Source organism: Kitasatospora sp. NPDC101235, assembly GCF_044767505.1.
In the GTDB taxonomy this organism is placed as follows: Bacteria; Actinomycetota; Actinomycetes; order Streptomycetales; family Streptomycetaceae; genus Kitasatospora.
In genome coordinates, this window is the sequence record NZ_JBIWNZ010000001.1 from 188,266 (window position 1) to 215,137 (window position 26,872).

At 73.3% G+C, this 26,872-nt stretch carries 20 protein-coding genes and 3 tRNA genes; 14 read left to right on the plus strand and 9 right to left on the minus strand.

Annotation, left to right across the window (positions count from 1 at the left end):
- The first annotated feature begins 18 nt into the window (after positions 1-18).
- The 3 genes from dusB to ACIRRH_RS00920 all read left to right on the plus strand — a co-directional run bounded on the left by dusB (position 19) and on the right by ACIRRH_RS00920 (position 5,286).
- Positions 19-1,188 carry a tRNA dihydrouridine synthase DusB gene (dusB, locus tag ACIRRH_RS00910; RefSeq protein ID WP_403059775.1) on the plus strand — a complete coding sequence of 390 codons (1,170 nt, stop codon included), beginning with the start codon at positions 19-21 and terminating at the stop codon, positions 1,186-1,188.
- 564 nt (positions 1,189-1,752) lie between these two features.
- Positions 1,753-4,461: a pyruvate, phosphate dikinase gene (gene ppdK, locus ACIRRH_RS00915; RefSeq protein WP_403059778.1), complete on the plus strand. Its 2,709-nt coding sequence runs from the start codon at positions 1,753-1,755 to the stop codon at positions 4,459-4,461.
- A 285-nt stretch (positions 4,462-4,746) separates the two neighbouring features.
- Positions 4,747-5,286 (plus strand): ribonuclease, encoded by a 540-nt coding sequence (locus tag ACIRRH_RS00920; protein WP_403059781.1) that lies wholly within the window; start codon positions 4,747-4,749, stop codon positions 5,284-5,286.
- A gap of 46 nt (positions 5,287-5,332) precedes the next feature.
- On the opposite strand, the gene ACIRRH_RS00925 is transcribed toward ACIRRH_RS00920, so the two are convergent.
- The gene (locus tag ACIRRH_RS00925; RefSeq protein WP_403059784.1) at positions 5,333-6,328 is read right to left on the minus strand and encodes a hypothetical protein; all 996 of its coding nucleotides are present in this window, start codon (positions 6,326-6,328) and stop codon (positions 5,333-5,335) included.
- A 122-nt stretch (positions 6,329-6,450) separates the two neighbouring features.
- Positions 6,451-7,185 (minus strand): GNAT family N-acetyltransferase, encoded by a 735-nt coding sequence (locus ACIRRH_RS00930; protein ID WP_224282135.1) that lies wholly within the window; start codon positions 7,183-7,185, stop codon positions 6,451-6,453.
- A gap of 709 nt (positions 7,186-7,894) precedes the next feature.
- On the opposite strand from ACIRRH_RS00930, the gene ACIRRH_RS00935 reads away from it, so the two are divergent.
- The 5 genes from ACIRRH_RS00935 to ACIRRH_RS00955 all read left to right on the plus strand — a co-directional run bounded on the left by ACIRRH_RS00935 (position 7,895) and on the right by ACIRRH_RS00955 (position 14,893).
- The gene (locus ACIRRH_RS00935; RefSeq protein ID WP_403059788.1) at positions 7,895-8,839 is read left to right on the plus strand and encodes a PAC2 family protein; all 945 of its coding nucleotides are present in this window, start codon (positions 7,895-7,897) and stop codon (positions 8,837-8,839) included.
- A 189-nt stretch (positions 8,840-9,028) separates the two neighbouring features.
- Positions 9,029-10,036, plus strand: a complete 1,008-nt coding sequence (locus ACIRRH_RS00940; protein ID WP_403059791.1) for an SGNH/GDSL hydrolase family protein — start codon at positions 9,029-9,031, stop codon at positions 10,034-10,036.
- 210 nt (positions 10,037-10,246) lie between these two features.
- Positions 10,247-11,557 carry a deoxyguanosinetriphosphate triphosphohydrolase gene (locus ACIRRH_RS00945; RefSeq protein WP_403059795.1) on the plus strand — a complete coding sequence of 437 codons (1,311 nt, stop codon included), beginning with the start codon at positions 10,247-10,249 and terminating at the stop codon, positions 11,555-11,557.
- A gap of 101 nt (positions 11,558-11,658) precedes the next feature.
- Positions 11,659-13,566, plus strand: a complete 1,908-nt coding sequence (dnaG, locus tag ACIRRH_RS00950; RefSeq protein WP_403059798.1) for a DNA primase — start codon at positions 11,659-11,661, stop codon at positions 13,564-13,566.
- Positions 13,567-13,711: 145 nt separating this feature from the next.
- Positions 13,712-14,893, plus strand: a complete 1,182-nt coding sequence (locus ACIRRH_RS00955) for a sigma-70 family RNA polymerase sigma factor (RefSeq protein ID WP_403059801.1) — start codon at positions 13,712-13,714, stop codon at positions 14,891-14,893.
- Positions 14,894-14,903: 10 nt separating this feature from the next.
- On the opposite strand, the gene ACIRRH_RS00960 is transcribed toward ACIRRH_RS00955, so the two are convergent.
- The 4 genes from ACIRRH_RS00960 to ACIRRH_RS00975 all read right to left on the minus strand — a co-directional run bounded on the left by ACIRRH_RS00960 (position 14,904) and on the right by ACIRRH_RS00975 (position 19,830).
- Positions 14,904-16,034 (minus strand): DUF2690 domain-containing protein, encoded by a 1,131-nt coding sequence (locus ACIRRH_RS00960; protein WP_403059804.1) that lies wholly within the window; start codon positions 16,032-16,034, stop codon positions 14,904-14,906.
- 400 nt (positions 16,035-16,434) lie between these two features.
- The gene (locus tag ACIRRH_RS00965) at positions 16,435-17,838 is read right to left on the minus strand and encodes a glutamate decarboxylase (RefSeq protein WP_403059807.1); all 1,404 of its coding nucleotides are present in this window, start codon (positions 17,836-17,838) and stop codon (positions 16,435-16,437) included.
- Between the two features lie 85 nt (positions 17,839-17,923).
- The gene (locus ACIRRH_RS00970) at positions 17,924-19,369 is read right to left on the minus strand and encodes an FGGY family carbohydrate kinase (protein WP_403059810.1); all 1,446 of its coding nucleotides are present in this window, start codon (positions 19,367-19,369) and stop codon (positions 17,924-17,926) included.
- Between the two features lie 167 nt (positions 19,370-19,536).
- Positions 19,537-19,830 carry a hypothetical protein gene (locus ACIRRH_RS00975; protein ID WP_403059813.1) on the minus strand — a complete coding sequence of 98 codons (294 nt, stop codon included), beginning with the start codon at positions 19,828-19,830 and terminating at the stop codon, positions 19,537-19,539.
- 251 nt (positions 19,831-20,081) lie between these two features.
- On the opposite strand from ACIRRH_RS00975, the gene ACIRRH_RS00980 reads away from it, so the two are divergent.
- Together ACIRRH_RS00980 and ACIRRH_RS00985 are read left to right on the plus strand one after the other, a co-directional pair.
- Positions 20,082-20,154 (plus strand) — tRNA-Asn (locus ACIRRH_RS00980).
- A 61-nt stretch (positions 20,155-20,215) separates the two neighbouring features.
- Positions 20,216-20,288, plus strand: a tRNA-Asn gene (locus ACIRRH_RS00985).
- 143 nt (positions 20,289-20,431) lie between these two features.
- Here the strand turns inward: ACIRRH_RS00985 and ACIRRH_RS00990 are convergent.
- Both ACIRRH_RS00990 and ACIRRH_RS00995 read right to left on the minus strand, forming a co-directional pair.
- Positions 20,432-21,178, minus strand: a complete 747-nt coding sequence (locus ACIRRH_RS00990) for a trypsin-like serine peptidase (protein ID WP_403059816.1) — start codon at positions 21,176-21,178, stop codon at positions 20,432-20,434.
- A gap of 118 nt (positions 21,179-21,296) precedes the next feature.
- A complete protein-coding gene (locus tag ACIRRH_RS00995; protein WP_403059819.1) occupies positions 21,297-22,148 on the minus strand; it encodes a trypsin-like serine peptidase in 852 nt (283 codons plus the stop codon).
- Positions 22,149-22,337: 189 nt separating this feature from the next.
- On the opposite strand from ACIRRH_RS00995, the gene ACIRRH_RS01000 reads away from it, so the two are divergent.
- Positions 22,338-22,411 (plus strand) — tRNA-Ile (locus ACIRRH_RS01000).
- Positions 22,412-22,589: 178 nt separating this feature from the next.
- Here the strand turns inward: ACIRRH_RS01000 and ACIRRH_RS01005 are convergent.
- Complete coding sequence (locus ACIRRH_RS01005; protein WP_403059822.1) at positions 22,590-24,680, minus strand: hypothetical protein; 2,091 nt, start codon at positions 24,678-24,680, stop codon at positions 22,590-22,592.
- Between the two features lie 192 nt (positions 24,681-24,872).
- Between ACIRRH_RS01005 and ACIRRH_RS01010 the strand changes: the two genes are divergently transcribed.
- Genes ACIRRH_RS01010 through ACIRRH_RS01020 form a run of 3 tightly spaced genes read left to right on the plus strand, consistent with a single transcriptional unit; the run spans position 24,873 to position 26,795 of the window.
- Entirely contained in the window at positions 24,873-25,820 is a 948-nt protein-coding gene (locus tag ACIRRH_RS01010; RefSeq protein ID WP_403059825.1) for an SPFH domain-containing protein, read from the plus strand.
- 9 nt (positions 25,821-25,829) lie between these two features.
- Complete coding sequence (locus ACIRRH_RS01015) at positions 25,830-26,087, plus strand: hypothetical protein (RefSeq protein WP_403059828.1); 258 nt, start codon at positions 25,830-25,832, stop codon at positions 26,085-26,087.
- 39 nt (positions 26,088-26,126) lie between these two features.
- Positions 26,127-26,795 (plus strand): GPP34 family phosphoprotein, encoded by a 669-nt coding sequence (locus tag ACIRRH_RS01020; RefSeq protein WP_403059831.1) that lies wholly within the window; start codon positions 26,127-26,129, stop codon positions 26,793-26,795.
- The last annotated feature ends 77 nt before the right edge of the window (positions 26,796-26,872 follow it).

Genomic DNA, 26,872 nt, shown 5'->3' on the forward strand with positions numbered 1-26,872 from the left:
ACCCGAGGTCAGCCGCGCATGACAGTCACGTCCGCACCCACCGCGTCCGACACCGAGTTCGCGCCGCTCGACATCGGCCCGATCCAGGTGTGGCCGCCCGTCGTGCTGGCGCCGATGGCCGGCATCACCAACGCGCCGTTCCGCACCCTGTGCCGGGAGCAGAGCGGTGGCCGCGGCCTGTACGTCTCGGAGATGATCACCACCCGGGCACTGGTCGAGCGCAACGCCAAGACCATGCAGCTGATCAAGTTCGACCCGAGCGAGAAGCCGCGCTCGATCCAGCTGTACGGGGTGGACCCGGTGACCGTCGGCAAGGCCGCCCGGATGATCTCCGAGGAGGGCCTGGCGGACCACATCGACCTCAACTTCGGCTGTCCCGTGCCCAAGGTCACCCGCAAGGGCGGCGGCTCGGCGCTGCCGTACAAGCGCAACCTGCTGCGCGAGATCCTGCGCGAGGCCGTCGCCAACGCCGGCGACCTGCCGGTGACCATGAAGATGCGCAAGGGCATCGACGACGACCACCTCACCTACCTGGACGCCGGCCGGATCGGCGCCGAGGAGGGCGTGGCCGCGATCGCCCTGCACGGGCGCACCGCCGCCCAGCACTACGGCGGGACGGCCGACTGGTCGGCGATCGCCCGGCTGCGCGAGTCCGTCCCGGCGCACATCCCGGTGCTGGGCAACGGGGACATCTGGTCGGCCGACGACGCGGTGCGGATGATGCGCGAGACCGGCTGCGACGGCGTGGTGGTGGGTCGCGGCTGCCTGGGCCGGCCGTGGCTGTTCAAGGACCTGGTCGCGATCTTCGAGGGCGACGTGGACTACGCCCGCCCCGACTTCGGCTACGTGGCCGCGGCGATGGTGCGGCACGCGCAGCTGCTCGGCGAGTGGCTCGGCGACGAGGCGCGCGGCGTGATCGACTTCCGTAAGCACGTCGCCTGGTACACCAAGGGCTTCTCGGTCGGCTCCGAGCTGCGGGTGAAGCTCGCCGGCTCCTCCTCGTTGGCCGAACTGGCCGAAAGCCTCTCCCAGGTGGAGCAGTCCCAGGGCTGGCCGGCCGGTGCGGACGGCCCGCGCGGCCGGACCAGCGGCAACAACCGGGTGGTCCTGCCGGAGGGCTGGTTGGACGATCCGTACGACTGCGCCCGGCCGGGAGCCGACGCCGAATCGGACACCTCTGGCGGATGATCTGTACGGACTGGCAAAAACAGCCCTTCGGGGTCGACTGCCACTAGGTCCCAGCCCTCTTGTCCATCCTGGACAAGAGGGCTCCTTTTCGGCGCCATGCCGTCACGGAGAGGGCGCGCTTCCGGACACAGCGCGACGAACGGCGGAGGCGGCCTGCGTTCGACCCGTGAGATGCGCTGGTGACGCTTGCCACATACGGTGGGGGCTGACGGTCTGTCGGTGGACGAAATGGACAGGTCGGCTGTGAATCGCTTCCCGAAGTCGGTCGGCCGGTGATCGGGCGATCCGGGTGCAGGAAATCAAGCCGGGGCAACGCCATGGACCCTCGGCCGCTACCGTGCGTCCGGATCGTACGATCTCCGGGTTTGCATTCATTCAAGAGTTGAACGCTTGCTCGCGTCAGGCGGACGATTTCACCAACAGAGGTGAACGCCTTTATGCGCATTCGATCTAGCGGGTTACCTCTAAGTACCGACCTCGGGTGGCCTATTCAGGGCAGAGAAGTGCCTTCGAAATGGGTATGTTCTCCGGCGTCAGGGCAACCGCGTACGAGGAGACCGACCCGTGCCGTCCCAGCAGAAGTTTGTTTACTCCTTCACCGAAGGAAACAAGGACCTCAAGGACCTTCTTGGCGGCAAGGGCGCGAACCTGGCCGAGATGACCAACCTGGGCCTCCCCGTCCCTCCGGGGTTCACCATCACCACCGAGGCCTGCAAGGTCTTCCTGGAGACCGGCAGTGAGCCCACCTCCCTCCACGAGGAGATCAGCGCACACCTGGACGCCCTCGAACAGGAGATGGGCAAGAAGCTCGGCCAGGCCGACAACCCCCTCCTGGTCTCGGTGCGCTCCGGCGCGAAGTTCTCCATGCCCGGCATGATGGACACGGTCCTCAACATCGGCCTCTCCGACGCCTCGGTGACCGGCCTCGCCGCCCAGTCGGGCAACGAGCGCTTCGCCTGGGACTCCTACCGCCGCCTGGTCCAGATGTTCGGCAAGACCGTGCTGGGCGTCGACGGCGAGCTGTTCGAGGAGGCCCTGGACGAGGCCAAGCACGCCAAGGGCACCACCAACGACCTGGACCTGGACGCTTCCGACCTCCGGGAACTGGTCGAGGTGTTCAAGGGCATCGTCGAGCGCGAGACCGGCCGGGCCTTCCCGCAGGAGCCGCGCGAGCAGATGGACCTCGCCATCCACGCCGTCTTCCACTCCTGGAACGGCGACCGCGCCCGGCTGTACCGCCGCCAGGAGCGCATCCCGAACGACCTGGGCACCGCGGTCAACGTCTGCACCATGGTCTTCGGCAACCTCGGCGAGGACTCCGGCACCGGCGTCGCCTTCACCCGCGACCCCTCCACCGGCGCCCAGGGCGTCTACGGCGACTACCTGTCCAACGCCCAGGGCGAGGACGTCGTCGCCGGCATCCGCAACACCCTGCAGCTGTCCGAGCTGGAGAAGCTCGACAAGAAGTCGTACGACGAGCTGATGGCGATCATGCAGAAGCTCGAGAACCACTACCGCGACCTCTGCGACATCGAGTTCACCATCGAGCGCGGCAAGCTCTGGATGCTCCAGACCCGCGTCGGCAAGCGCACCGCCGCGGCCGCCTTCCGGATCGCCGTCCAGCTGGTCGACCAGGGTCTGATCGACCTGGACGAGGCCCTGATGCGGGTCACCGGCGGCCAGCTCTCGCAGCTGATGTTCCCCCGCTTCGCCCCGAACGCCGAGTCGCAGCAGATCGCCTGGGGCCTGGCCGCCTCGCCGGGCGCCGCGATCGGCAAGGTCGTCTTCGACTCGTACACCGCCGTCAAGTGGTCCCGCTCCGGCGAGAAGGTCATCCTGGTCCGCCGCGAGACCAACCCGGACGACCTGGACGGCATGATCGCCGCCGAGGGCATCCTGACCTCGCGCGGCGGCAAGACCTCGCACGCGGCCGTGGTCGCCCGCGGCATGGGCAAGACCTGTGTCTGCGGCGCCGAGGAGCTGGAGGTCGACACCAAGGCCCGCCGCTTCACCACCGCCGACGGCCGGGTGATCCAGGAGGGCGACGTCGTCTCGATCGACGGCGCCACCGGCAAGGTCTACCTCGGCGAGGTACCCGTCCTGCCGTCCCCCGTGGTCGAGTACTTCGAGGGCACCCTGCACGCCGGCGCCGACGTCCAGGGCGGACTGGTCCAGGCCGTGCACCGGCTGATGTCGCACGCCGACGGCCGCCGCCGGCTGGCCGTGCGCGCCAACGCCGACAACGCCGAGGACGGCTCGCGCGCCCGCCGCTACGGCGCCCAGGGCATCGGCCTGTGCCGCACCGAGCACATGTTCCTCGGCGAGGAGCGCCGCAAGGAGGTCGAGCACCTGATCCTGGCGGACAACGACAAGGACCGCGAGCTCGCCCTCTCCACCCTGCTGCCGCTCCAGAAGGGCGACTTCCTGGAGCTCTTCCAGGCGATGGACGGCCTGCCGGTCACGGTCCGTCTGCTCGACCCGCCGCTGCACGAGTTCCTGCCGGACATCACCGAGCTGTCGGTGCGCGTCGCCCTCGCCGAGGCCCGCAAGGACCCGAACGAGAACGACCTGCGCCTGCTCCAGGCGGTGCACAAGCTGCACGAGCAGAACCCGATGCTCGGCCTGCGCGGCGTCCGCCTCGGCCTGGTCATCCCCGGCCTGTTCGGCATGCAGGTCCGGGCCATCGCCGAGGCCGCCGCCGAGCGCAAGCTGGCCGGCGGGGACCCGCGTCCCGAGGTGATGATCCCGCTGGTCGGCACCGTCCAGGAGCTGGAGCTGGTCCGCGACGAGTGCGAGCGGGTGCTCGCCGAGGTCGCCAAGTCCACCGGCGTGACGCTGGAGATCAAGCTCGGCACCATGATCGAGCTGCCGCGCGCCGCGGTGACCGCCGGGCAGATCGCCGAGGCCGCCGAGTTCTTCTCCTTCGGCACCAACGACCTGACCCAGACCGTCTGGGGCTTCTCCCGGGACGACGTGGAGGCCTCGTTCTTCACCGCCTACCTGGAGAAGGGCATCTTCGGGGTCTCCCCGTTCGAGACCATCGACCGAGACGGCGTCGGCTCGCTGGTCAAGCACGCCGTCGAGGCCGGCCGGGCCACCCGCCCCGACCTCAAGCTCGGCGTCTGCGGCGAGCACGGCGGCGACCCGGACTCGGTCCACTTCTTCCACGAGGTGGGGCTGGACTACGTCTCCTGCTCCCCCTTCCGGATCCCGGTGGCGCGCCTGGAGGCCGGCCGCGCCGCCATCGAGTCGGCGGGCAGCGACTCGCGCTGAGGAGGGTAGGCATCCCCACCTCGCGCGGACTCGACTGACCGCTCAACCCTCCCGTCGGGAGGGCGTACACCGGAGCTCGGCGCAGGAGAACCGGCGTACGTGACACGGCCGGGCGGGAACGGACAACGGCGTCCGTTCCCGCCCGGCCGTACGTCTGCGCGCGGACGGGCACGGACCGGACGCGGCCCCGCCGGCGGCGGTGCGGCGGGCGGCCCGCGGCGGTGTGGCGGCGGCCACGTGTGTAGCTGACCCGGCGCGGCCCGGCCTCCTGCCAAGCTGGAGCGCATGACCAACCGCAGAAACCCGATCGTCGTCGTGGCCGTGCTGATCCTGGCGGTCCTGGCCGGGGTCGGGTACCTCCTCGCCGGCCGGGGGAGCAGCCACCCCAAGGCCGCCGCGAGCCCGGCCACGGCCGCCACCGCAGGCCCTTCGGCGTCCGGGTCCACGGCCCCGAAGCCCGCGGCCCCCAAGCCGACCCCGCCCGCCGGGGGCGCCGCCACCAACCCCGCCGCGGCCGGCACCTGGGTCCCGACCGATCCGGCCCTGGCCGACGTCTGTCGCACCAAGCTGCCCAGCCAGGCCGTGGACACCCTCACCCTGATCGCCAAGGGCGGGCCCTACCCGTACAACCGCGACGGCATCGTCTTCGAGAACCGGGAGAGCCGCCTGCCGAAGAAGACCGACGGCTACTACCACGAGTACACCGTGGTCACTCCGGGCTCCAACGACCGCGGCACCCGCCGCGTCGTGACCGGCGACTCCGGCGAGCAGTACTGGTCCGCCGACCACTACGCCACCTTCCAGGAGATCGACTCCCGCTGCTGAGCGGAGCCGCACCGGGGGCCGCACCGGGCCCGGCGTGCCGTGCCCCTCACCGCGCCCGCCGCCAGGTGATCCGGGGGTGCGGCGCGTGCGGGCCGGTGGTGACCAGGGCGGTCAGCTCGTGGAGCACCGGGGCCGGGTCGCGGCGGAGCTGGGCCGGGGTGGTGCGGACCACCGGGAGGCCGGCGGCGGTGAGGCGGTTGGCGCGGGCCAGGCCCCGTTCGTGCTCGGCCGGGCGCAGGTGCCAGGCGCGGGAGTCGATCTCCAGGGCCACGCAGGCGTGCGGCCAGTAGGCGTCCGGGACGGCGAGGAAGCGGCCGTCCAGGAAGAGCACCGGGTTCCACAGCGGCTCCGGCAGCCCCGCGTGCGCCAGCAGTTCGCGGGCCTCGCCCTCCACCACCGAGCGCACCCCGACCGTCAGGTCCTCCACCACCCTGGCCACCTGGGGAAGCCCGAGCGCACCCGGGCGGGACAGCAACTGGTCGAGCAGTTCGCCGAGTTCGCAGTGCCGCCGCTGAACGGCCTCCGCGCACAGCGCCCGGAACCGGCGCTGCCCCGTTTCCTTCGGCGCGAGGTCCGCCAGTGCCCGGGCGACCGTGGTGCTCCACAGCCCGTCGTCCCGCTCGAAGCCGCCCGGCATCGCCCCCGATGACCGGTGGATCCGGACGAACTCCCGGTCGCAGACCCGCCGTTGACCAGGAATCAGAATGTCGATCGAGTTCTGGTCGGACGGGTGCCCGGCACTCGGCAGTCCGGCCTCGGCCAGCACCGAGAGGCCGGTCAGCAGCACCTCCCCGGCCCGCGGCTCGCGCCCCTTCGGCGTGGCGTACGCCAGGGCGGCCCGCAGTTTCTGATGGATCGTCAGCCGTCCGCTCTGGAGGCAGATCACCCGGGGCAGCACCTGCTGCCAGGGCCCGCCCGGCCGCAGCCGGTGGGCGATGGTGCCGGAGGGCACCCCGAGCCGGCGCAGCTGCGCCCGGGTGGCGATGTGCTGCTGGTCGGCACCGAGCAGGGCGACCGGGTCGAGGGGATTCGCGCGGGTCATGCCCCGGTGCTGCCCGCCGGGATCGGAGGTATGCGAAACATCCCCCGTCGGTGGGGTCGGCGCTCGCAGGTGTTGACGGACCGCGGCCCGGGGCTACGGCCGGCCGTAGCCCCGGCTCCCGATCACGCCGTGATCATCAGCTGCCCGGCGCCGCTGCCGCCCTGTCTAAGGCACTCCTGGTTGATCGCCGGATCCGGGGCGCTCGGCGAGGTGGCGGCGGCGATCCGCAGCTCGATGATGTCCCGGACGGCCGGCCACTCGTCGTCGAGGATCGAGTAGAACGCGGTGGAGCGCACCACCCCGTCCAGCCCGCGCGAGTGCGCCCGGCGGACGCCCTCGGAGGTCGCGCCGAGCCGCTCGATGGCGGTGCGCGAGCGCAGGTTGCGGGCGTCCGCGCGCAGCGAGATCCGCTGGACGCCCCAGGTCTCGAAGGCGTGGCGCAGCATCAGCAGCTTGGCCTCGGTGTTGATGCCGGTGCCCTGGGCGCGCGGCGAGAGCCAGGTGTTGCCGATCTCGGCCGCGTCCGGGACGGCCGTGGCCGGATCGCCGAACGGGACCCCGGGCACGGGCGGCCACACCAGCGGGCCCTGCCAGTAGTCGAGTTCCAGGAACCGGGTGGAGCCGACCACCCGGCCGTCGGCGAGGTTCACCGTCGCGAACGGCAGCGACCGGCCCGCGGCCTGGTCGGCGAGCGCCCGCGCGACGTAGTCGCGGGCGGCTTCCAGGCCGTGCGGGACGGGGGTGAAGGCGTAGGTCGTACGGTCCTCGGCACCGGCCTCGGCGATGGCCTCGGCATGGTGCGCGGCGAGGGGCTCCAGCCGCACGGTGCGGCCGGTGAGGATGACAGGTACGGGCACGGAACCTTCGGTCCTTCATCGGTCGGAGGGTGCCTCCCGGGCCGGGGTACGGCACGGGGTGCGCTGGGACTGGGTACGCCTGGGCCCCGGGTCCGTCCGCCGGGTACCCGCGCACGCCGGAGGTCCGGTCGAACGGGGTGGGGGCGACGGCCCGGAACGGGCGGCGCGGGGTGCCGGAACGGGCACGGGTTCTCGGACCGGTCCGGCGGGAAGAGCGAGGGGACAGTGTGCGTCCGCGAAATGGCCGAGGAGGGAACGAGAGCGCGAAGGGAAGCAGGCGGCCAGGTGAAGGCAAGATGCGTCGTGGGTGGCTGGCCGAGCACCGGACCGGGACGTGGCCGACGGCGTTACGGACGACGTGGCGACGACGCGACGATGCGAGGCAGCGAGAGGACGATACCCGCCAGAAGGCGGTGCGTCACTTCGCGGCACGCGAATGGCCGCGCGGGCCGTTCCCGGGCCCTCCGGACGGGCCCCTCCCAGGGCCGTGACCAGGGGCTCTTCCTTCGGGTGCGATCATGGTCCGCAGTGGTGCGCCGAGGCCGTCGGGCGCGCCTCCGGGAGAGCCGCAGGACGGGCCCCGGGGCGGCCCGCGGACGGGTCGTCCGCAGGACGGGCGCCGGGACGGGAATTCCGGCGGCGCCCGGCACGCTGGACACGACGAGGAGCCGGTCGACCGGGACGAGCAGAGAACGGGGTTGGGTGCGCGGTGCGTGACTTCCAGGCGCTGTACGAGCTGGATCAGCAGGGCGTGGCCGCCGTGGCCGCGGCCAACGAGCAGTTGCGCGACACCGGTGCCGGCCTCGTGCTGCTCCAGCACTTCGAGGGCTTCATGGACGCCGGCGAGGCCGGCGGCCAGGTGGTGGCCCACCTGCTGGAGACGGGATCGCCGCAGGTGGTGGCCCGCTTCGACCACGACCGTCTGGTGGACTACCGGGCCCGCCGCCCGGCGATGGTCTTCGACCACGACCACTGGACGTCCTACGACCCGCCGGAGATCCTGCTCCAGCTCGTCCACGACGCCGCCGGCGCGCCGTTCCTGCTGCTCACCGGCCCCGAGCCGGACGTCGAGTGGGAGCGCTTCGCGCGCGCCGTCCGCGAGCTGGTGGAGCGCTTCGAGGTCCGGCTCTCGATCGACTTCCACGGCATCCCGATGGGCGTGCCGCACACCCGCCCGGTCGGCCTGACGCCGCACGGCAACCGGCTGGACCTCGCCCCCGGCTACCCGCAGTGGTTCGAGCAGGCGCAGGTCCCGGGCAGCGCCCAGGCGCTGGTGGAGTACCGCCTGGCCGAGGCCGGGCACGACGTCCTGGGCTTCGCCGTGCACGTCCCGCACTACGTGGCCCGCTCCGCCTACCCGGCGGCGGCCGTGCAGGTCCTGGAGGCGGTGCAGTCCGCCACCGGGCTGGTGCTGCCCGGCACCCGGCTGCGCGAGCAGGTCTCCGAGGTCTACGCCGACATCGAGGAGCAGCTGGCCCAGGGGGACGGCGAGTTGCGTTCGGCGATCCGCGGCATGGAGGGCCAGTACGACGCCGTGGCGGGCGCGGAAGGCCGGGAGAGCCTGCTGGCCGAGCCGGTGGACCTGCCCTCGGCGGACGAACTGGGGCGGCGCTTCGAGCAGTTCCTGGCCGAGCACGAGCGCGGCGCGGAGTAGCCGGAACAGGGCGGGCGGAAGCGGCCGACCGGGCGGGCCGGGGGTCGGATTCCGGCCGGTTCGGGCCCGCCGGAGGCCATTCGGGCCGGGCCGGGAGTCATCGGCCACGGTCGTTCGTTGGCCCTGCGGCGCCCGGGGGACGGGCCGCCGTGAGGAGCCGACCATGACCCGTATCCCCGGGGGGAGCCCATGCCGAGGACCGCACGCCCGACCATCGCCCTGACCGTCGGACTGGCCGCAGTGCTGCTGGCCGGCTGCACCGACAACGCCGGTTCGGACGGCCAGGGGAACGGCGTCGCGGGCGCGACGCCCGCCCGCGCGCAGGCCGGTGCGACCTCGTCGCCGACCCCCGCCCCACCGCCCACCGGCCCGTACGTCGCGCTCGGAGACTCGTACACCGCCGGGATGAAGATCCCCCCGCAGGTCGGCGAGCCGGGCGGCTGCTACCGCTCCGGGGCCAACTATCCGGCCCTGGTGGCGAAGGGGCTCTCGCTCGCCGCCGGGCAGTTCAAGGACGTCAGCTGCAGCGGCGCCCGCACCCCGGACCTGACCGGCCCGCAGAAGGTCTCCGACGGCACCAACCCGGCCCAGCTGGACGCGCTGACCGCGGACACCCGGCTGGTCACCCTGGGCATCGGAGGCAACGACGCGGGCTTCATGGAGGTCGTGACCGAGTGCGCCAAGGCCAACCTGGTGGACATCCTCAAGGGCGTGATCGCCGACAGCGCGGACCGGATCAGCAACTCGCCCTGCCGTGACCACTACGCCGGCGGCAACGGCACCGACGAGGTCCAGCGCAAGGTGGACGCGGCCGGGGACCGGCTCGGCCAGGTGCTCCAGGACGTCAGGAAGCGCTCCCCGAAGGCCAAGGTGTACGTGATCGGGTACCCGGGGCTGCTCCCGGCCGACCCGGCGGTCTGCCTGCCGGTGCTCGGGGACGCCGTGGCCGCCTCCGACCTGAGCTTCCTGGTGGAGAAGGAACAGCAGCTCAACGGCATGCTCAAGAAGCGCGCGGAGGCGGCGGGCGCGGTCTTCGTGGACCTCGCCGGGCCCTCGGCCGGGCACGACATGTGCGCGGGGGAGGACAAGCGCTGGGTGGAGCCGCCGTTCCCGGCCCGGGGGCTGGCGCCGATCCACCCCAACGCCAAGGGGCAGGAGGCGGCGTCCGGCGTGGTCCTGAAGGCGATCAAGGGCTGAGGACGCCCGGGCCGAGCGGTCCGGGGCCGGGCCCGGGTCCGGGGCCGGGAACGTACGGGGCGTAAGGGGCGCGCGGGGCTGCGCCGTCCGGGTGTGGCCGACTCGCCGGGGCGGGCACCCGCGCGCCGCGCACCGTTCACGCCCCGGCCCGCGCTCCTTCGCGCGCGGCACACCCCGCGTGTCGGGGGCGCGGCGTACCGTGAGTGACATATGGACGACACCACGCACCGCCTCGCCGCCCCGATCCCGTACGACCACGCCGCCGAGGCCCGCTGGGTCCCCGAACCCGACAAACGACCGGGCCGCACGGCCTTCCAGCGCGACCGCGCCCGGGTGCTGCACTCGGCCGCGCTGCGCCGGCTGGCCGGCACCACCCAGGTCGTCGCCCCGATGCGCAGTGACTTCCCGCGCACCCGGCTCACCCACTCCCTCGAATGCGCCCAGGTCGGGCGGGAGTTGGGTGCCGCCCTGGGCTGTGACCCGGACCTCGTGGAGGCCGGCTGCCTGGCCCACGACATCGGACACCCGCCGTTCGGCCACACCGGTGAGGAGGCCCTCGACCAGGCAGCCGAGGCCTGCGGCGGCTTCGAGGGCAACGCGCAGTCGCTGCGCATCCTGACCCGGCTCGAACCCAAGCGCTTCGCGCCCCAGGAGGAGCAGCCCGCCGCCTGGCTCGCCCCCTGGCCGGGCCGCAGCGTCGGTCTCAACCTGAGCCGGGCCGCCCTCGACGCCGCCACCAAGTACCCGTGGACCAAGGGCGCCCACCCCACCGACCCGGCCTCGCCCAAGTACGGCGTCTACGCCGACGACCTGCCGGTCTTCCGCTGGCTGCGAGCCGGCTCCCCGGCCGGGCGCAAGTGCTTCGAGGCCACCGTGATGGACTGGTCCGACGACGTGGCCTACTCCACCCACGACGTCGAGGACGGCCTCCAGGCCGGCCACATCGACCCGGCCGCCCTGCGCGCCCCCGAAGAGCGCACCGAGCTCTTCAAGGTCGCCGAGCGCTACGCCCCGGACGCCGGGCCGCAGGAGCTGTCCGCCGCCCTGGACCGGCTGCTCGCCCAGGAGTGGTGGCCCCGCTCCTACGACGGCACCGCCCGCGCCCGGGCCGGGCTCAAGGACCTCACCAGCCAGCTGATCGGCCGCTTCTGCCTGGCCGCCGAGCAGGCCACCCGCGCCCGCTACGGCCCCGGCCGGCTCACCCGCTACGCCGCCGAGCTGGTGGTGCCCAGGGACGTCCGGCTGGAGTGCGCGGTGCTCAAGGCGGTCGCCGTCCGCTACGTGATGCAGCGCGAGGAGCAGGCCCAGCTGCGGGCCCGCCAGCGGATCGTGATCGCCGAGCTGGCGTACGTCCTCACCCAGCGCGCCCCCGAGGGACTGGACCCGGTGTTCGCCGCCATGTACCGCGAGGCCGAGGACGACCGCGCCGCCCTGCGCACGGTCATCGACCAGATCGCCACCCTGACGGACGCCTCGGCCCTGGCCCTGCACGCCAGGCTCGTCGGCGCCGCCTGGGCGTGAGCGGGGGAGGGGAAGGCGGCGGCGCACGCGGCGCCCCTCGGCCCGTCGGGGCCGTCCCCCTGCGCCGCCGGAAAGCCCGGCCGCCCCAGTAGACTTCCGGGGTGGCCGGGCGGATCAGGGACGAAGACGTACAGGCGGTGCGCAGCGCACTGCCGATCGACGCGGTGGTCGGCGACTACGTACAGCTGACCAACGGTGGCGGCGGCGAGTACAAGGGCGTCTGCCCCTTCCACGACGAGAAGTCCGCCTCCTTCTACGTGAACCCCGCCAAGGGCGTCTTCCACTGCTTCGGCTGCCAGGAGAACGGCGACACCATCGCCTTCCTGATGAAGATCGAGCACTTCACCTTCGCCGAGGCCGTCGAGCGGATGGCCGCCCAGGCCGGCATCACCCTGCGCTACGAGGAGGGCGGCTACAGCCCCCGCCACCAGCAGGGCGAGCGCACCCGGCTGGTCGAGGCGCACAAGGTGGCCGCCGCCTACTACCAGGAGCAGCTGGCCTCGCCGGAGGCGGAGATCGGCCGCCGCTTCCTGGCCGAGCGCGGTTTCGACGAGGAGGCCGCCAAGGCCTTCGGCGTCGGCTACGCCCCGGCCGGGTGGGAGCACCTGGTCCGCTACCTGCGCGGCAAGGGCTTCACCGACAAGGAGATCCTCCAGGGCGGTCTCGCCTCGCAGGGCCAGCGCGGTGGCCTGATCGACCGCTTCCGGGGCCGGCTGGTCTGGCCGATCCGGGACATCGCCGGCGAGGTGATCGGCTTCGGCGCCCGCCGTCTGCGCGAGGACGACAACGGCCCGAAGTACCTCAACACCCCCGAGACGCCGATCTACAAGAAGTCCCACGTGCTGTACGGCATCGACCTGGCGAAGAAGGAGATCGCCAAGTCGGGCCGCGCGGTGGTGGTCGAGGGCTACACCGACGTGATGGCCTGCCATCTGGCCGGGGTCACCTCGGCGGTGGCCACCTGCGGCACCGCCTTCGCCGAGGACCACATCAAGATCATCCGTCGGCTGCTGATGGACACCTCGCAGTACCGGGGCGAGACCGTCTTCACCTTCGACGGCGACGCGGCCGGCCAGAAGGCCGCCCTGCGCGCCTTTGAGGACGACCAGAAGTTCGCCGCCAAGACCTCCATCGCGGTCAGTCCGGGCGGCATGGACCCGTGCGAGCTGCGCCTGGCCCAGGGCGACGAGGCCGTCAAGCACCTGATCGACAACCCGGTCCCGCTGTTCGAGTTCGCGCTGAACTCGGTGGTGGCCCGGCACCGGGTGGACACCCCGGAGGGGCGTTCGGCGGCGCTGGAGGAGGCGGCCCCGATCGTCGCCAAGATCAAGGACCGCTCGATCCAGCACGAGTACGCCGTCCGCCTGGCCGGCATGCTCGGCATCCTGGACGAGCAGTTCGTCGTCCGCCGGATCTCGCAGCTGGCCCGCTGGGACCGCGAGCGCCAGCAGAACCCGCGCGGCGCGGCCGCCCAGCGCCGCCCCGAGCCGGTCCAGCCGCAGCGCCCCGCGCAGCCCGCCTTCCGGCTCAACCCGCGCGACCCGGCCCAGTTCGTCGAACGGGAGCTGCTCAAGCTGGCGCTCCAGCACCCGGACCTGGTCAGCCCGGCCTTCGACCACTACGGCGAGGACGAGTTCCCGACCCCGCCGTACACCGCCGTCCGGCAGGCCATCGCCAAGGCCGGCGGCGCCGCGTACGGGGCGGGCCTGCCCGACTTCACCAGTGCGGTGCGCGAGGCGGCCCCGGACGACCAGGTGCGCTCGCTGGTCACCGAGCTGACCGTCGAGCCGGTGCGCTCGCGCCGCAAGGCGGACGCGATCTACGCGGGGGAGTTCCTGGTCAAGCTGCGCCTGCTCGCGGTGGACCGGCGGATCACCGAGGTCCGCGGCTACCTCCAGCGGCTCGGCCCCCGGGCCGAGGCCGAGCAGCTGCATGCGGTGCAGACCGAGCTGTGGCAGCTCCAGCAGTACGGGCAGCAGCTGCGCAGCCGGGGCGCGGCGGCGCTGTAACGCCCCGCCGGGTACCCGCCGGCAGGACCCGGGCACAGAAAGTCGGCGCACGAGTCTCGGCCACGGAGCGTGGCGTACCGCACACTGGAGGGCGTCCCACCTCCGTACAGCGCGGGTCCGCCAGAGTCGCGCCCGCCCCGAGGGGATGCCCGTGGAGCAAGGCCTCGTCGCAGCGACCACCACCAGTACGAGAGCGAACCCCGCCGGACCGGCCGGGCAGCAGGAGACCGGGGAGCAGGAGACCCACCACGGCCGGGCCGGGGCGGCGCCCCCGGGCGGTGCCCGGGTCCCCGCCCAGGGCCTGCCGGAGGGCCACCCGGACAGTCCGGACCCCGAGCCCGACGCCGGCCCCGGGCCCGAAGCACAGGCCGGGGCCGAGGACCCGGACGAGCGCCGCGGGCCCGCCGACGACACCGGGCCGGCCGCCGACCTGCTGCGCCAGTACCTGCGCGAGATCGGCCGGATCCGCCTGCTCACCGCCGAGGAGGAGGTCGAGCTGGCCCGCCGGGTGGAGGCCGGCATCTTCGCCGAGGAGCGGCTCGACGGCGACCCGCCGCCGCCCGACCCGCTGGCCGGCGAGCTGGACACCCTGGTGGTACGGGGCCGGATCGCCAAGCGCCGGCTGATCGAGGCGAACCTGCGGTTGGTGGTCTCCGTCGCCAAGCGCTACGTCGGCCGCGGGCTGACCCTGCTGGACCTGGTCCAGGAGGGCAATCTGGGCCTGATCCGGGCGGTGGAGAAGTTCGACTACACCCGGGGCTTCAAGTTCTCCACGTACGCGACCTGGTGGATCCGGCAGTCGATGAGCCGGGCGCTGGCCGACCAGGCCCGGACGATCCGGGTGCCGGTGCACGTGGTCGAGCTGATCAACCGGGTGGTCCGGGCGAAGCGCGCCCTGCTCCAGGAGCGCGGCCTGGAACCGACGGCGGCCGAGATCGCGGCCGCCCTGGAGCTGACCGAGGAGCGGGTGCGGGAGCTGCTCCGGCTGGCCCAGGAGCCGATCTCGCTGCACACCCCGGTCGGCGAGGAGGACGACGTCGCGCTCGGGGACCTGATCGAGGACGCCGACGCCGCCTCGCCCGCCGAGTCCGCGACCTTCCTGCTGCTGCGCCAGCACCTGGAGGCCGTCCTGGCCACCCTGGGGGAGCGGGAGCGCCAGGTCGTCCAGCTCCGCTACGGACTGGACGACGGCCGCCCGCGCACGCTGGAGGAGATCGGCGCGGTGTTCGGCGTGACGCGGGAGCGGATCCGCCAGATCGAGTCGAAGACCCTGGTCAAGCTCCGCGACCACGCCTATGCCGAGCAGCTGCGCGGCTACCTCGACTAGCGGTCGGCGGCTAGGACGGACCCGCCGACCCGGCCGGCGTGGGCTGGTCGGCGGGAGCCGCGGGGTCGGTCGGTGCCGGGGCGGCCGGTGCCGGGGCGGCCGGAGTTGCCGGGGCCGGGGTCGTCGGTGCCCCTGCGCCGGTGCCCGGCGGGGGCGAGGCGGGTCCGATCGGGACCGGGGTGGAGGCCACCACCATGGCCAGGTCGGAGACCGCCGCGGTGCAGTCGTGGCCGGCCGACTGGTAGCCGCAGACCTGGAACGTGACGGCCGGGTCCGCCGCGTTCAGCATCGGCGAGTAGTTGTCGTAGCCCCAGTGGATGAGCGCCGTCTCGCTGTCGCCGGTGCTGTCGGTGATCGTCGCGTAGTCCTTCGGCTGGCCCTCGGTGATGGCCGCCCAGGCGGCCCGGCAGGTCTGGCTGTACCGGAGGTAGACGACCACCTTGCCGATCACCTGGGTCTGCAGGGTCCGGGCGTCCTTGCCGCAGCCGGTGGTCTTCGGGTCCTTGTGCGCGCAGCCGACGGCCTGGCAGGCCGGGGAGGCCGGGCCGGGCTTCGCACTGGCGGAGACGCCGGCCGTGGCGACGGGTTCGGCAGCCGCCGAGGCCTGCCCGTCGTGCCGGCCGATCCGCAGGCCCGCCAGGACCAGCAGCAGCGCCAGCACGGCCGCGGCGGAGACCAGTGCCGCGGGGCGCCGCCACCAGACGACGGGGGCGGGCTCGGGCTCCTGCCCGGTCACCAGCGCCTCGCCGGCGGCCGGTTCCTGGACGGTCTCGGTCCGGACGGCAGGCTCCTCGGCGGCCGCTTCCTCGGGGGCCGGGGGCTCCTCGGCGACGGCCGGTCCCTTCACGGCCTTGCCCGTACCCGTGCCCGCGGCCTCCGGCCCCGCCACCGCGTGCCGCCACAGCGCCCGCAGCGCGGCCCCGTCGCACGCGACCGCCCCGACGAGGGCTTCCACCGCCTGCTCGGTGACGACCCGTTTGCCGTTGAGCCAGCGCTCCCAGGAGGCCCGGCTGTAGTGCGTCCGGGCGGCCAGCTCGGACAGCGACAGTCCTGCGGTGTCCTTGATGTCCCGGAGCTCCTCCGCCAGGCGCCTGGCGGGCTCGGGCAACTCCTCGGGCAGCTGCTTCCAGGCGGAACCCAATGCGGCGCTCCAAACTCGAGAAACGGGGGCGGGGAACGGGTGAGCGGCAGGGTCCCGGCCCGGGCCGTTCGGCGTCTGCGCTTCTCCAACCTGATCGGTTCGGCGTCCCAAACCCCAGGTCACGGCGCTGAGACGGACGGAAGTGTCTCACAACCCCCGGAACCGCTCGAACATTCACGTGGTCATCGTGCAGAGTTCTCTGGCCGGTGCGGTGCACCTGCCGGGGAACCGTTCGGGCACCGATCGACCACCCGTCGTCGGTCCGCACCCGCTCCCGGTTCCCCCACCGGACCGGGGCAGCCTCGCGGGGGGAGGCTGCCCCGGCCCGCCCGGGACGCTCCGGCGGGGAGGGCGCTTCGCTGCGCCCTCCCCGCCGTGACGTTCCCGGGTGTGCGAACGGTCAGTGGTGGAAGCCCGACCGGGCCGGCACCCCGAGATCCTGGAGCGGGACGGGCTGGCGCCGCAGCTCCGGCAGCAGCCGACCGAGGTCGGCCAGCAGCAGGTCGGCGAGGTCCCGGGAGAAGCCGTTGCGGCAGACCACGCGGAGCACCGACAGGTCCTCCCGGTCGGCCGGGAAGGTGTACGCGGGCACCTGCCAGCCGCGCTCGCGCAGCCGCCGCGAGACGTCGAACACGTCGAAGGGCGTGTCCTCGGTGGTGGTGAAGGCGAACACCGGGACCTGGTCGCCGTGGGTCAGCAGCCGGAAGCAGCCCAGCTTCCCGATCTCCCCGGCCAGGTAGGTCGCGACGTCCCGGCAAGCGCCCTGGACCGCCCGGAAGCCGTCCCGGCCGAGCCGCAGGAAGACGTAGTACTGCGCCGCGACCTGGGCGCCGGGCCGGGAGAAGTTGAGGGCGAAGGTCGGCATCTCGCCGCCCAGGTAGTTGACCCGGAAGACCAGTTCCTCCGGCAGCGACTCCTTGTCCCGCCACAGCGCCCAGCCGACGCCCGGGTAGACCAGCCCGTACTTGTGCCCGGAGGTGTTGATCGAGGCCACCCGGGGCAGTCGGAAGTCCCAGACCAGTTCGGGGTCGAGGAAAGGCGCCACCATGCCACCGGAGGCGCCGTCCACGTGCACCGGGATGTCCAGGCCGGTGCGCTCCTGGAGCTCGTCCAGGGCCGCGCAGATCTCCGCGATCGGCTCGTACGACCCGTCGAAGGTCGAGCCGAGGACGCCGACCACGCCGATGGTGTTCTCGTCGCACAGCGCGACCGCCTGTTCGGCGCCGAGGTGGAAGCGATCGCCCTCCATGGGCGCGGTGCGGGCCTCGATCTCCCAGAAGGTGCAGAACTTCTCCCAGCACACCTGGACGTTGACGCCCATCACCAGGTTGGGCCGGGCCCCGGCGGCGTAGCGCTCGGCGTTGCGGCGCATCCAGCGGCGCTTGAGCGCCATGCCGGCCAGCATGCAGGCCTCGCTGGAGCCGGTGGTGGAGCAGCCGACCGCGGAGTCCGGGTCGGGGGCGTTCCAGAGGTCGGCGAGGATGGCCACGCAGCGCCGCTCCAGCTCGGCGGTCTGCGGGTACTCGTCCTTGTCGATCATGTTCTTGTCCAGGCACTCGGTCATCAGCCGGGTGGCCTGCACCTCCATCGAGGTGGTGACGAAGGTCGCCAGGTTGAGCTTGGCGTTGCCGTCCAGCATCAGCTCGTCGTGGATCAGCTGGTACGCGGTGTCGGCCGCGACCGGGCCCTTGCCGAGCCGGTGCACCGGCGGGGCGAGCTCCATCGAGCCCAGCGGGTCGGCGGCGCCCACGAACGGGCTGACGCTCAGTCGGCGGCCGTTGCCGGCGCCCTTGTGCAAGGCCATGGGATGCTGCTGCCCTTCACCTCGGTGGCTATGTCCCGACCCACGCTGCCACCGGGCGCCGGGTGACGCATCTTCACCGTCGGTTTCAGGTCGACGGGGCCGACGCCACCTCCGGGTGGATCTGGTCGCGGGCGGCCCGGTACTGCTGACGCACCGCCGAGCCGATCGCCAGGTCCTGCTCCCCGTCGGGCTCGACGGTCTCGGCGTCCGGCAGCTCCCACTCCGGCGGCTCCGGGGTGCCCGCCAGCGCCCAGGCGGCCTGCCGGGCGGCCCCGCGGGCGGCGTGCGCGCCCGGCGGCGGCACCACGACCGGGACGCCGAACAACATCGGGGCGATGTGCCGGACGGCGGGCAGTCGTCCCGCCGTGCCGAGCAGGAACACCCGCTTCACCGCGACGCCCCGGGCGCGCAGCACGTCGAGGGCGTCGGCGATGTTGCAGAGCATGCCCTCGACGGCGGCGCGGGCCAGGTGCTGAGGGGTCATCGCCTCGGCCCGCAGGCCCGTCAGGGTGCCGGCCGCGTGCGGCAGCGCGGGAGTGCGCTCGCCGTCCAGGTACGGCAGCAGCACCAGGCCGTAGGCGCCGGGGGAGGAGTGCAGGGCGAGGTCGCTCAGGCCCTCCAGGTCCCGGCCGAGCAGGGCGGCGGTGGAGCGCAGCACCTGCGCGGCGTTGAGGGTGGCGACCATCGGCAGGTGCCGGCCGCTCGCGTCGGCGAAGGAGGAGACCAGGCCGGAGGCGTCCACCACGGCCTCCTCGTGCACCGCGAAGATCGTCCCGGCGCTGCCGAGCGAGACCACCGCGTCGCCCGGGCCGAGTCCCAGGCCCAGCGCGGCGGCCATGTTGTCCCCGGTGCCGGCCGAGATCAGCAGGCCCTCGGGGGTGTGCCCGGCGGGCTCGGTCGGGGGCAGGACGTCGGGCAGCCTGAGCTCGTGGCCGAGTGCCAGCTCCACCAGGTCCTGCCGGTACTCGCCGGTGATCGGCGACCAGTAGCCGGTGCCGGAGGCGTCGCCGCGGTCGGTGGTGCGGCGCTTGGGGTGGCCGAGCAGCTGCCAGACCAGCCAGTCGTGCGGCAGCAGCACCTCGGCGACCCGGCGGGCGTTGGCCGGCTCGAACTCGGCCAGCCAGCGCAGCTTGGCGATGGTGTAGGTGGGGGCGGGCACGGCGCCGATCGCGGCGGTCCAGGCGGCCGCGCCGCCGAAGGCCTCCAGCAGCTTGGCGGCGGCGCCGCTGGAGCGCGGGTCGTTCCACAGGATCGCCGGGCGGACCAGCACCCCGCCCGCGTCCAGGCCGATCATCCCGTGCTGCTGGGCGCTGACCCCGATCGCCCGGACACCCTCCAGCAGGCCGCCGGTCGCGGCGTCGCCGAGCGAGTGCAGCCAGACCTGGGGGTCGGCCTCCCCGGGGCACAGGTCCTGGTCCTCGGGGACGGGGTGGGGCGCCTTGCCGGAGCGCAGGACGGCACCGGTGTCGGCGTCGCACGCGACGATCCGGGTGCGGTTGGTCGAGCTGTCTATCCCCGCGACGATGGCCATGCCGAGATCATGCCTCAGCCCGGCCCGGGACGCGTCCGGGCCGGGTGGTCCGTTGCCGGTTCGCGACCGCGGGTTGGGGTTCGCTTGGCCCCGGTGTCACCGTCCCGTCACGGACGGGCGGTAGGCCGCCGGGCCGCGCGTCACGTGACACGCGGCCCGGCGCCCCGTCACGGGCGGAAGGTGCCCCAGCCGTCGTCCTCCGCCCGGGAGCGGTTGAAGTACGGCACCCGGTCGGTGACGGCGTTGGGCAGCCGGTCGCCGACCCGGTCCGCGACCGCGCCGGCCGCCTTCCCGGCCACCGCCCCGGCCTGTTGCCGGGCCCGGTCGGTCGCACCCTGCACCGTGGGGTTCCGGGCGATCTGCCGGGTGACCTTGGCGATCTGTTCGTAGCGCTGGCGCCCGGCCCGCGAGCCCAGGACGTAGCCGGCCGCGAAACCCGCGGCCAACGACAGCTTCCACATGGTCGGATCCACCCTCTCCTGGCGGCTTCTGCCGCATTGCCCTACCCGTCCGTCGGGACGGCGAACCGTCTGCGCCCCAGCATCCCCGGCCCCGTCGCCGGGCGCGCGCCGGGCGTGCACGGGGCACGCCGGGCGGCAGCCCGGCGGCAACCCGGGAAAGCGATTGGCGGACCACCCCCCCGAGTGCGCTAATGTATGTCCCGCAGCGAGCGCCGAGGAGCCCGGGAAACCGGGGCCGAGGCGGGAGCCGATCCCCCATAGCTCAATTGGCAGAGCAGCCGACTGTTAATCGGCAGGTTATTGGTTCGAGTCCAATTGGGGGAGCTCGGGAGAAGGCCCTTCGGGGCTCTGCTCCCGTCCGTGGTACGGAAGTTGAGTACCGCGATCCCGCATAGCTCAATTGGCAGAGCAGCCGACTGTTAATCGGCAGGTTATTGGTTCGAGTCCAATTGCGGGAGCTGCACCGGGTCCGCCCGGTGACTGCTCAGAGCGAAGGCCCCTCGGTCGACCGGGGGGCCTTCGTGTTGTCGCCGTCCGGCTTCGCGGCGTGACGTACGCGACACCGCCCGCGGCCCGGCAGCGCCCCGGGCCGGCTTCCGGTTCAGGTGGTCGCCCTCCGGTAGAGCTCGGAAACCCGCTCGTCGAAGGTGATGCTGTACGACGTGCCGGGGGAGTCCCCGCCCTCCTGGTAGCCGCCGATCACGCCGACCACCGCGCCGCTCGCGGTGACCCACGGGCTGCCGCTGGTGCCGTCGGTGTAGCCGTCGCAGTCGAAGCGCTCCTGGGTGGCGCTCTGCGAGCCGGTCCGGGCCGCGCAGGTGATCGGCTCGTCGCTCCCGTTCGGGTAGCCGGTGACCGAGACGGACAGCCCGAAGCCCTGGCCGGTGCCGATCGGGTTGCCGCCGACCGCGTCCTCGACCTGCTGTCCGTCGACCGGCCCCACTGTGACGAACGCCACGTCGTACTCGGGATCGTCGTCGGCCGCCCAACGCGGGTCCACGGTGATCACCTGCACCGGCCAGGTCCCGTACGGGGTGGACCCGTTGCGGTAGCCGGGAGTGAACACCAGGCCGTCCAGCAGGCCGATCCGGTGGTTCTGCACGCAGTGCGCCGCGGTGACCAGCAGGTTGCGCCGGGGGCTGTGCACCACGCTCGCGGTGCAGGCCCGCGGGCCGTCCGCGCTGCGGACGGAGAGGGTGCCGATCCGGTCCCGGGCGGGGTTCTGCTGCGCGACCTCGGCCGTGGGCGCCCCGTCCTGCCCGCCGCAGGCGGTGCCGGCGGCCAGCAGCAGGGCGGCCAGCGCGGCCGTTCGTGCCGTGCGCGCGGGCAGTGCCGGGCGGGAGGCCATCGGGGCTCCGTCTCGTTCCTCGGGGCGGGCACCGGGGCCGTGCGTTCCGCCGTTCGTGAGGAAGATCTACCAGTCCGGTGCCCGGCGGCGCCACTGCCAGTGCCCGCCCGCTGCCCGGTCAGCCGGTGGCGCGGTCGTACAGCGCCTGGACGCGGTCGCCGAAGTAGCTGCTGTACGAGGTGCCGGGGGTGCTCCCGCCCTCCTGGTAGCCGCCGATCACGCCGACCACGGTGCCGGTCCTGGTGGCCGGGTCGAAGTCGGTGACCCAGGGGCTGCCGCTGGTGCCGCCGGTGTAGTCGGGGCAGTCGATCCGCACCTGGGTGGGGCTCTGCTGGGTGGTGGTGTTGGCGCAGGTGATCGGGACCTCGCTGCTGCTCGGGTAACCGGTGACCTTCACCGGGAGCCGGTAGCCGCGGTTGACGCCCAGCCGGTTGGCGCCGAGCACCTGCTGGACCTGCCGTCCGTTCTGCGCCTGGACGACCGCGAAGGCGACGTCCATGTCCGGGTCGGCGTGGTCGCTCCAGCCGTCGTCCACGGTGACGGTCAGCAGCGGCCAGACGCCGCTGGGGGTGTCGCCGTTGCGGTAGCCGGGGACGAACACCAGGTCGCTGCGGCGGCCGAGCTTCGGGTCCCAGACGCAGTGGGCGGCCGTGACGATGAGGTTGAGCCCGGCGCTGTCGACCACACTGGCGGTGCAGAAGTGGTCGCCGTCGGCGTTGCGGGTGAACACCGCGCCGACCAGGCCGTTGAGCACGGTGGGCTTGGCGGTGCGGGTGACTCCGGTGTGCCGGCCGGCCGCGCCCTTGAGCCGCTGCCGGTTCCAGCCGTGGCTGTCGGCGGAAACGCCGGTGGGCGGTGCCGAGGTGACGGTCGGGGCGCCCCCGCCCGGCCCCGCCGCGGTGGTGCAGCCCGCCGCGGCCAGCACGACTGCGAGCGCCGCGGCCGCCGTCCCCGTCCCACGTTTCGTCATCCGCCCAGGCTGCCCCGAACGGGTGCCCCGCCGCCACCCGGGCTGCGCCGCCCGGGAGGCGCGCACCGTCGCGCACTCAGGTCTGCCCCCCGGCGCGCACCACGGGTGATCGACCGGCTATGCTGCCCGGGACGGCCTCGTTGGGCCGTCTGCTGCTGCCGTGCCGACGACCGGCGCGCGCGGCGAACCGGGGCGGTAGCTCAGCCGGTTAGAGCAGGGGACTCATAATCCCTTGGTCGTGGGTTCGAGTCCCACCCGCCCCACTTCTTCTTGCCCCGGCGGCTGTCTGCCCCTTCGAGGAGGCCTCTGGCCAGCCCGAACGCCGGGTTTCCGTCGAGTGGAACTGTAGGACAGGATCTCGCCCGCCGGAGTTTGCCACGCCGCGAAGACTGTGGGGCCGTCACCGTTCACCGGTGACGGCCCCACAGTCCTGGGTGCGGCTCAGCGGAGCTTGACCGGCTCGACGGTCAGGTCTCCGCCCTGGTGGTGCAGCACGGAGACGGCCAGGTCCGGGAGCTGGCCCTTGGCGGCCATCGCCTTCAGGTCGGTCACCAGCGGCGAGCCTTCGTCGAGGTAGAACCGCAGCGGGGTCGACGGCTTGGAGGCGGCGAGGTCCACGATGTCCTGGGCGTTGCGGCGGGTGATCGCCCATGCCCACAGGTTCGCGGTGCTGCCCTGATTGCGGTTGAGCACGCTCAGCCAGAGGTTGTCCTCGATCCCGGCCCAGTCCGGGGTGGTCTCGCCGTAGAGGCGGGCGCCGACGAGGGAGACCTGCAGCCGGCCGTCCTGCTGGTGGTCGGAGTGGATGGCGGCGACCCGCTGGGCCAGTGCGAACTGCGCGCCGTCGCCGCGCAGCTGGGCCCGCCCGACGCTGCCCTTCCAGCCGGCCGGTCCGAGGTCCGGCTGGGAGTTGCTGAGGACGGTGAAGGCCAGGCAGCCCGCGACGGCGACCACGGGCACGCCCGAGCGGAACCGGGACCAGACGGTCCGGCGGGCGCCGGGGTCCGGTGCGGTGCTCGGCCCGGCGAGCGCGCGGCGGCCGAACGCGGGCAGCAGGGCGGCGGCGAAGCAGATCACCCCGACGACCATCAGCTGGTGGATCATCTTCTCGTAGAAGTACGAGGTGGTGCCCGTCGTGAGGAGCTGGTACTCCATCACGCCGAAGCAGAGCAGCGAGACCGCGGCGAGCGAGGCCAGCGCGACCCTGCGCGCGCGGTTGGCGCGCGCGCTGCGGGTCAGCAGGCCCAGGAACGCGGCCACCACGAGGGGGAAGAGCAGGTGGCGTCCGGCCGGGCTGATGGCGCCGGGAAGGGTCAGGACGTCCGCCGAACCGGCCGACCCGGCGTTGGTGTACGGCGGGAACAGCGCGAGGGCGCCGGTCACCGCGGCGGTGGCCAGCACGGTCCGCCAGTGTCGGAGGCAGTCCCGCCGGTGCATGACGGCCCAGGCGAGCACCACGGCTCCGACGGCCGGCAGCAGCAGGTAGTGGCTGAAGGAGATGCCGACGGTCAGGGCGCCGAGCACGGTGATCTGCTCGTGGAAGCGGTTGAGCGGCCTGATCGCCAGGGCGGTCAGCAGGGCGAACAGCCCGAGTGCGAAGATCTCGCTCACGAAGCCGCGGGCCTGGAGCTGCGGCACCTCGGCGACGGCCAGGTAGACGCCGGCGGGCAGCGCGAGGGCCAGGCCGCGCCAGCCGCGCAGCGCGTGGCCGGCGACCCGCTGCACCGCCCACAGGACGGCGACCGACAGACCGGCCGTGGCCAGGGCGAACAGCAGGACGAAGAACGACAGCTGGGCGAGCGCGGGGCCCTGGGTGGCACCGCCGTGCACGAAGCTGGTGATCACGGCCAGCGTCAGGTGACTGCCCTGCGGGTAGGTGTCGAGGCCGTCCGCGACGGTGGCGGCGGCCTCGCTCCTGTGCAGGGCGGTCAGGCCGCCCAGGCGCAGGATGGTGTCGTACAGCGCCGAGTGCCGGGCGAGGTCCTCGTACATGATGATCAGGCCCAGCCGCTCGGTGGCGTTCCGGCGGACGACGGGGTACAGCGTGAACGCGACGGCCGCGGCCGCCGGCAGCAGCAGGGCGAGGTCCCGGGTGGGAACCAGTCGGCGCAGCCGCGCCCACGGCCGCTCGGCCCGCCCGGCGGGCCGGGGGCCCTGGAGGAGCAGGACCGCGATCAGCGGCACGGCGGTGGCCTCGGCGAGCGCCACCGGGTGCAGGCCCCACGGCCAGTAGCTGGCGAGCAGGCTGAGTGCGCAGGTCCAGCCGATCAGGACGCCGCCCGAGATCATCAGCCGGTCGAAGGCGGTGGCCCGGGAGCGGATGAGGGTCGCGGCGGCGAACCAGACCAGCCCGAAGCTCAGCAGATCGGCCGAGACCAGGTGGAACAGCGGCGGGAGGACGAGGAGGGCCGCGACGAGCCGGAGCTGTGCGGCGTTCGGCCGTTCGAACCGGGCCCATGGGCGCTGCCGCTCAGTCCCCGTGCCCGGGCTCGTTCTGTCCGGTGTGCCGATGGACTCGGCAAGCGCTGTCATGGATGCGATTCCCCACAAGTGATGCTGAGCCTTCAGAAAACAGGCAGTAAGTATCGGGGTCATAAGTCTGCCGCATCGGCGGCGTGCTGGGGGCGTCGGGGGGTCGTCCTCGCACTGACGGGTGGCGTCGGCTGTCAGAAAAGTGATATCACTTTGACATCGGATGCGGATGCTCGACGAAGGAGTCGCTCCATGACCACACCGCGTTTCGCCGTCGAGGACGGCCCTGTCCTGGACCTTCCGGTCCCCAAGATCACCGAACGGGTCATCACCGGGGCGGCCGGCCTGCCGGTGCTCGGCGGCGCGCTGCTCGGCCTGCTCGCCGGGGTCGGCTCGTTCATCGTCGGTGCGGCCCAACTGTCCGTCCGCGCCAACGCGTTGGGCATCGCCCTGATAGTCGTCGGACCGCTGCTGGTGCTCGGCTCGGTGCTGCTGATGTGCGGCCTGACGGTGGTCTCGCCCGGCCAGGCCCGGGTGGTCCAGCTGCTCGGCCGCTACCGAGGCACCGTCCGTGCCGAGGGCCTGACCTGGCTGAACCCGTTCACCAACCGCCGGCACATCTCGCTGCGGATCCGCAACCACGAGACCGAGACCGCCAAGGTCAACGACGCGGACGGCAACCCGATCGAGATCGCCGCCGTGGTCGTCTGGCAGGTCGAGGACACCGCGATGGCGGTGTTCGAGGTGGACGACTACGCCGACTTCGTCGCCATCCAGACCGAGACGGCCGTGCGGCACATCGCCACCAGCTACCCGTACGACGCTCACCACGAGGGCCAGTTGTCGCTGCGTGACGGCGCGGACGAGATCGCCCGCAAGCTCTCCGCCGAGATTTCCGCCCGGGTGGCCTCGGCCGGAGTGCGAGTCGTCGAGTCCCGGATCACCAGGCTCGCGTACGCTCCGGAGGTCGCGCAGGTGATGCTCCAGCGCCAGCAGGCCGGGGCCGTGGTCGCGGCGCGCAGGCTGATCGTCGAGGGCGCCGTCGGTATGGTCGAGGAAGCGCTGGACCGGCTCGCCGAACGCGATGTCGTGGACCTGGACGAGGAGCGCAAGGCCGCCATGGTGAGCAACCTCCTGGTGGTGCTCTGCGGCGACCGCGGCACTCAGCCCGTCGTGAACACGGGCTCCCTCTACCAGTAAGGCGAGGCCTTGGCGACGGAACGGAAGAAGCTCCTGTTGCGACTGGATCCTTCGGTTCACGACGCACTCGCCCGATGGGCCGCGGACGACCTGCGCAGCACCAACGCGCAGATCGAGTTCCTGCTCCGCCGCGCCCTCGCCGACGCGGGCCGGATGCCCGGCGGCGCGGCCCGGATTCCCCGGCGCGGGCGCCCGCCCAAGGAGAGCCCGGCCGAGGACGGCCCGGCCGAGAACAGCCCCGAACGCGGCAGCTCCGACGAGAGCTGACCGGAGGCCGGGCACACGAAGACCCTTTCGGAGACCGACATGGACCTGCCCGCCACCCTCCCCGAGAAGCTGTACCTGCTCGCCTACGACCCGCGGCGCGAACGGACCACCCAGCACTCCTCGCTCAACCTGCTGCTGCAGGCGGCGGCGCTGACCGAGCTGTTGCGCCGGGGCCTGCTGTACGAGGAGGGCCGCAAGGCCGTCGCCCGGGTCCGCGCCGACGCCGCCGAGACCGGCCTCGACCCTTACAGCGCCCGCCTGTTGGGCCAGATCCGCAGGGCCCGGCCGCAGAGCTGGAGCTCGTGGGTCGGCCGCGCCAGGAGCGTCGGGCGCGACCAGCCGATCCGCTGGGTCCGGGACGGCCTGGTGGACTCCGGCCGGATCGCCCTCCGGCCGCACCGGGTGGCCGGGTTGTTTCCGGTGACCCTGGTCACCCTGGACGACCCCGGGGCCCGCGAGGTGCTGGTGGCCTCCGTCACCGGGGCGCTGAAGGGACCGCTCGGCCGGGTCGACCCGGCCGACGCGGCGCTGACCGCCCTGGTCGCGGCGGGGAAGCTCCGCTCGGCGCTGAGCTCCAGGGAGCGCAGGGAGTACCGCGGCCGGATCGGGAAGCTGGCCCCGGCGGCCGGCCCGGTCCCGCGCGCGCTCGGCAGGGCCCTGGCCTGGCGGATGGCCGGCCACGCGGCGGAGAGCGCGGCCCTGGGCTGACGGGCCGTCCACGGGGGTGCCGGCCCGTCCCCGGTGCGCGGAGCCCGGTCGCCGGTCAGGCGTCCGGGCTCCGCGCG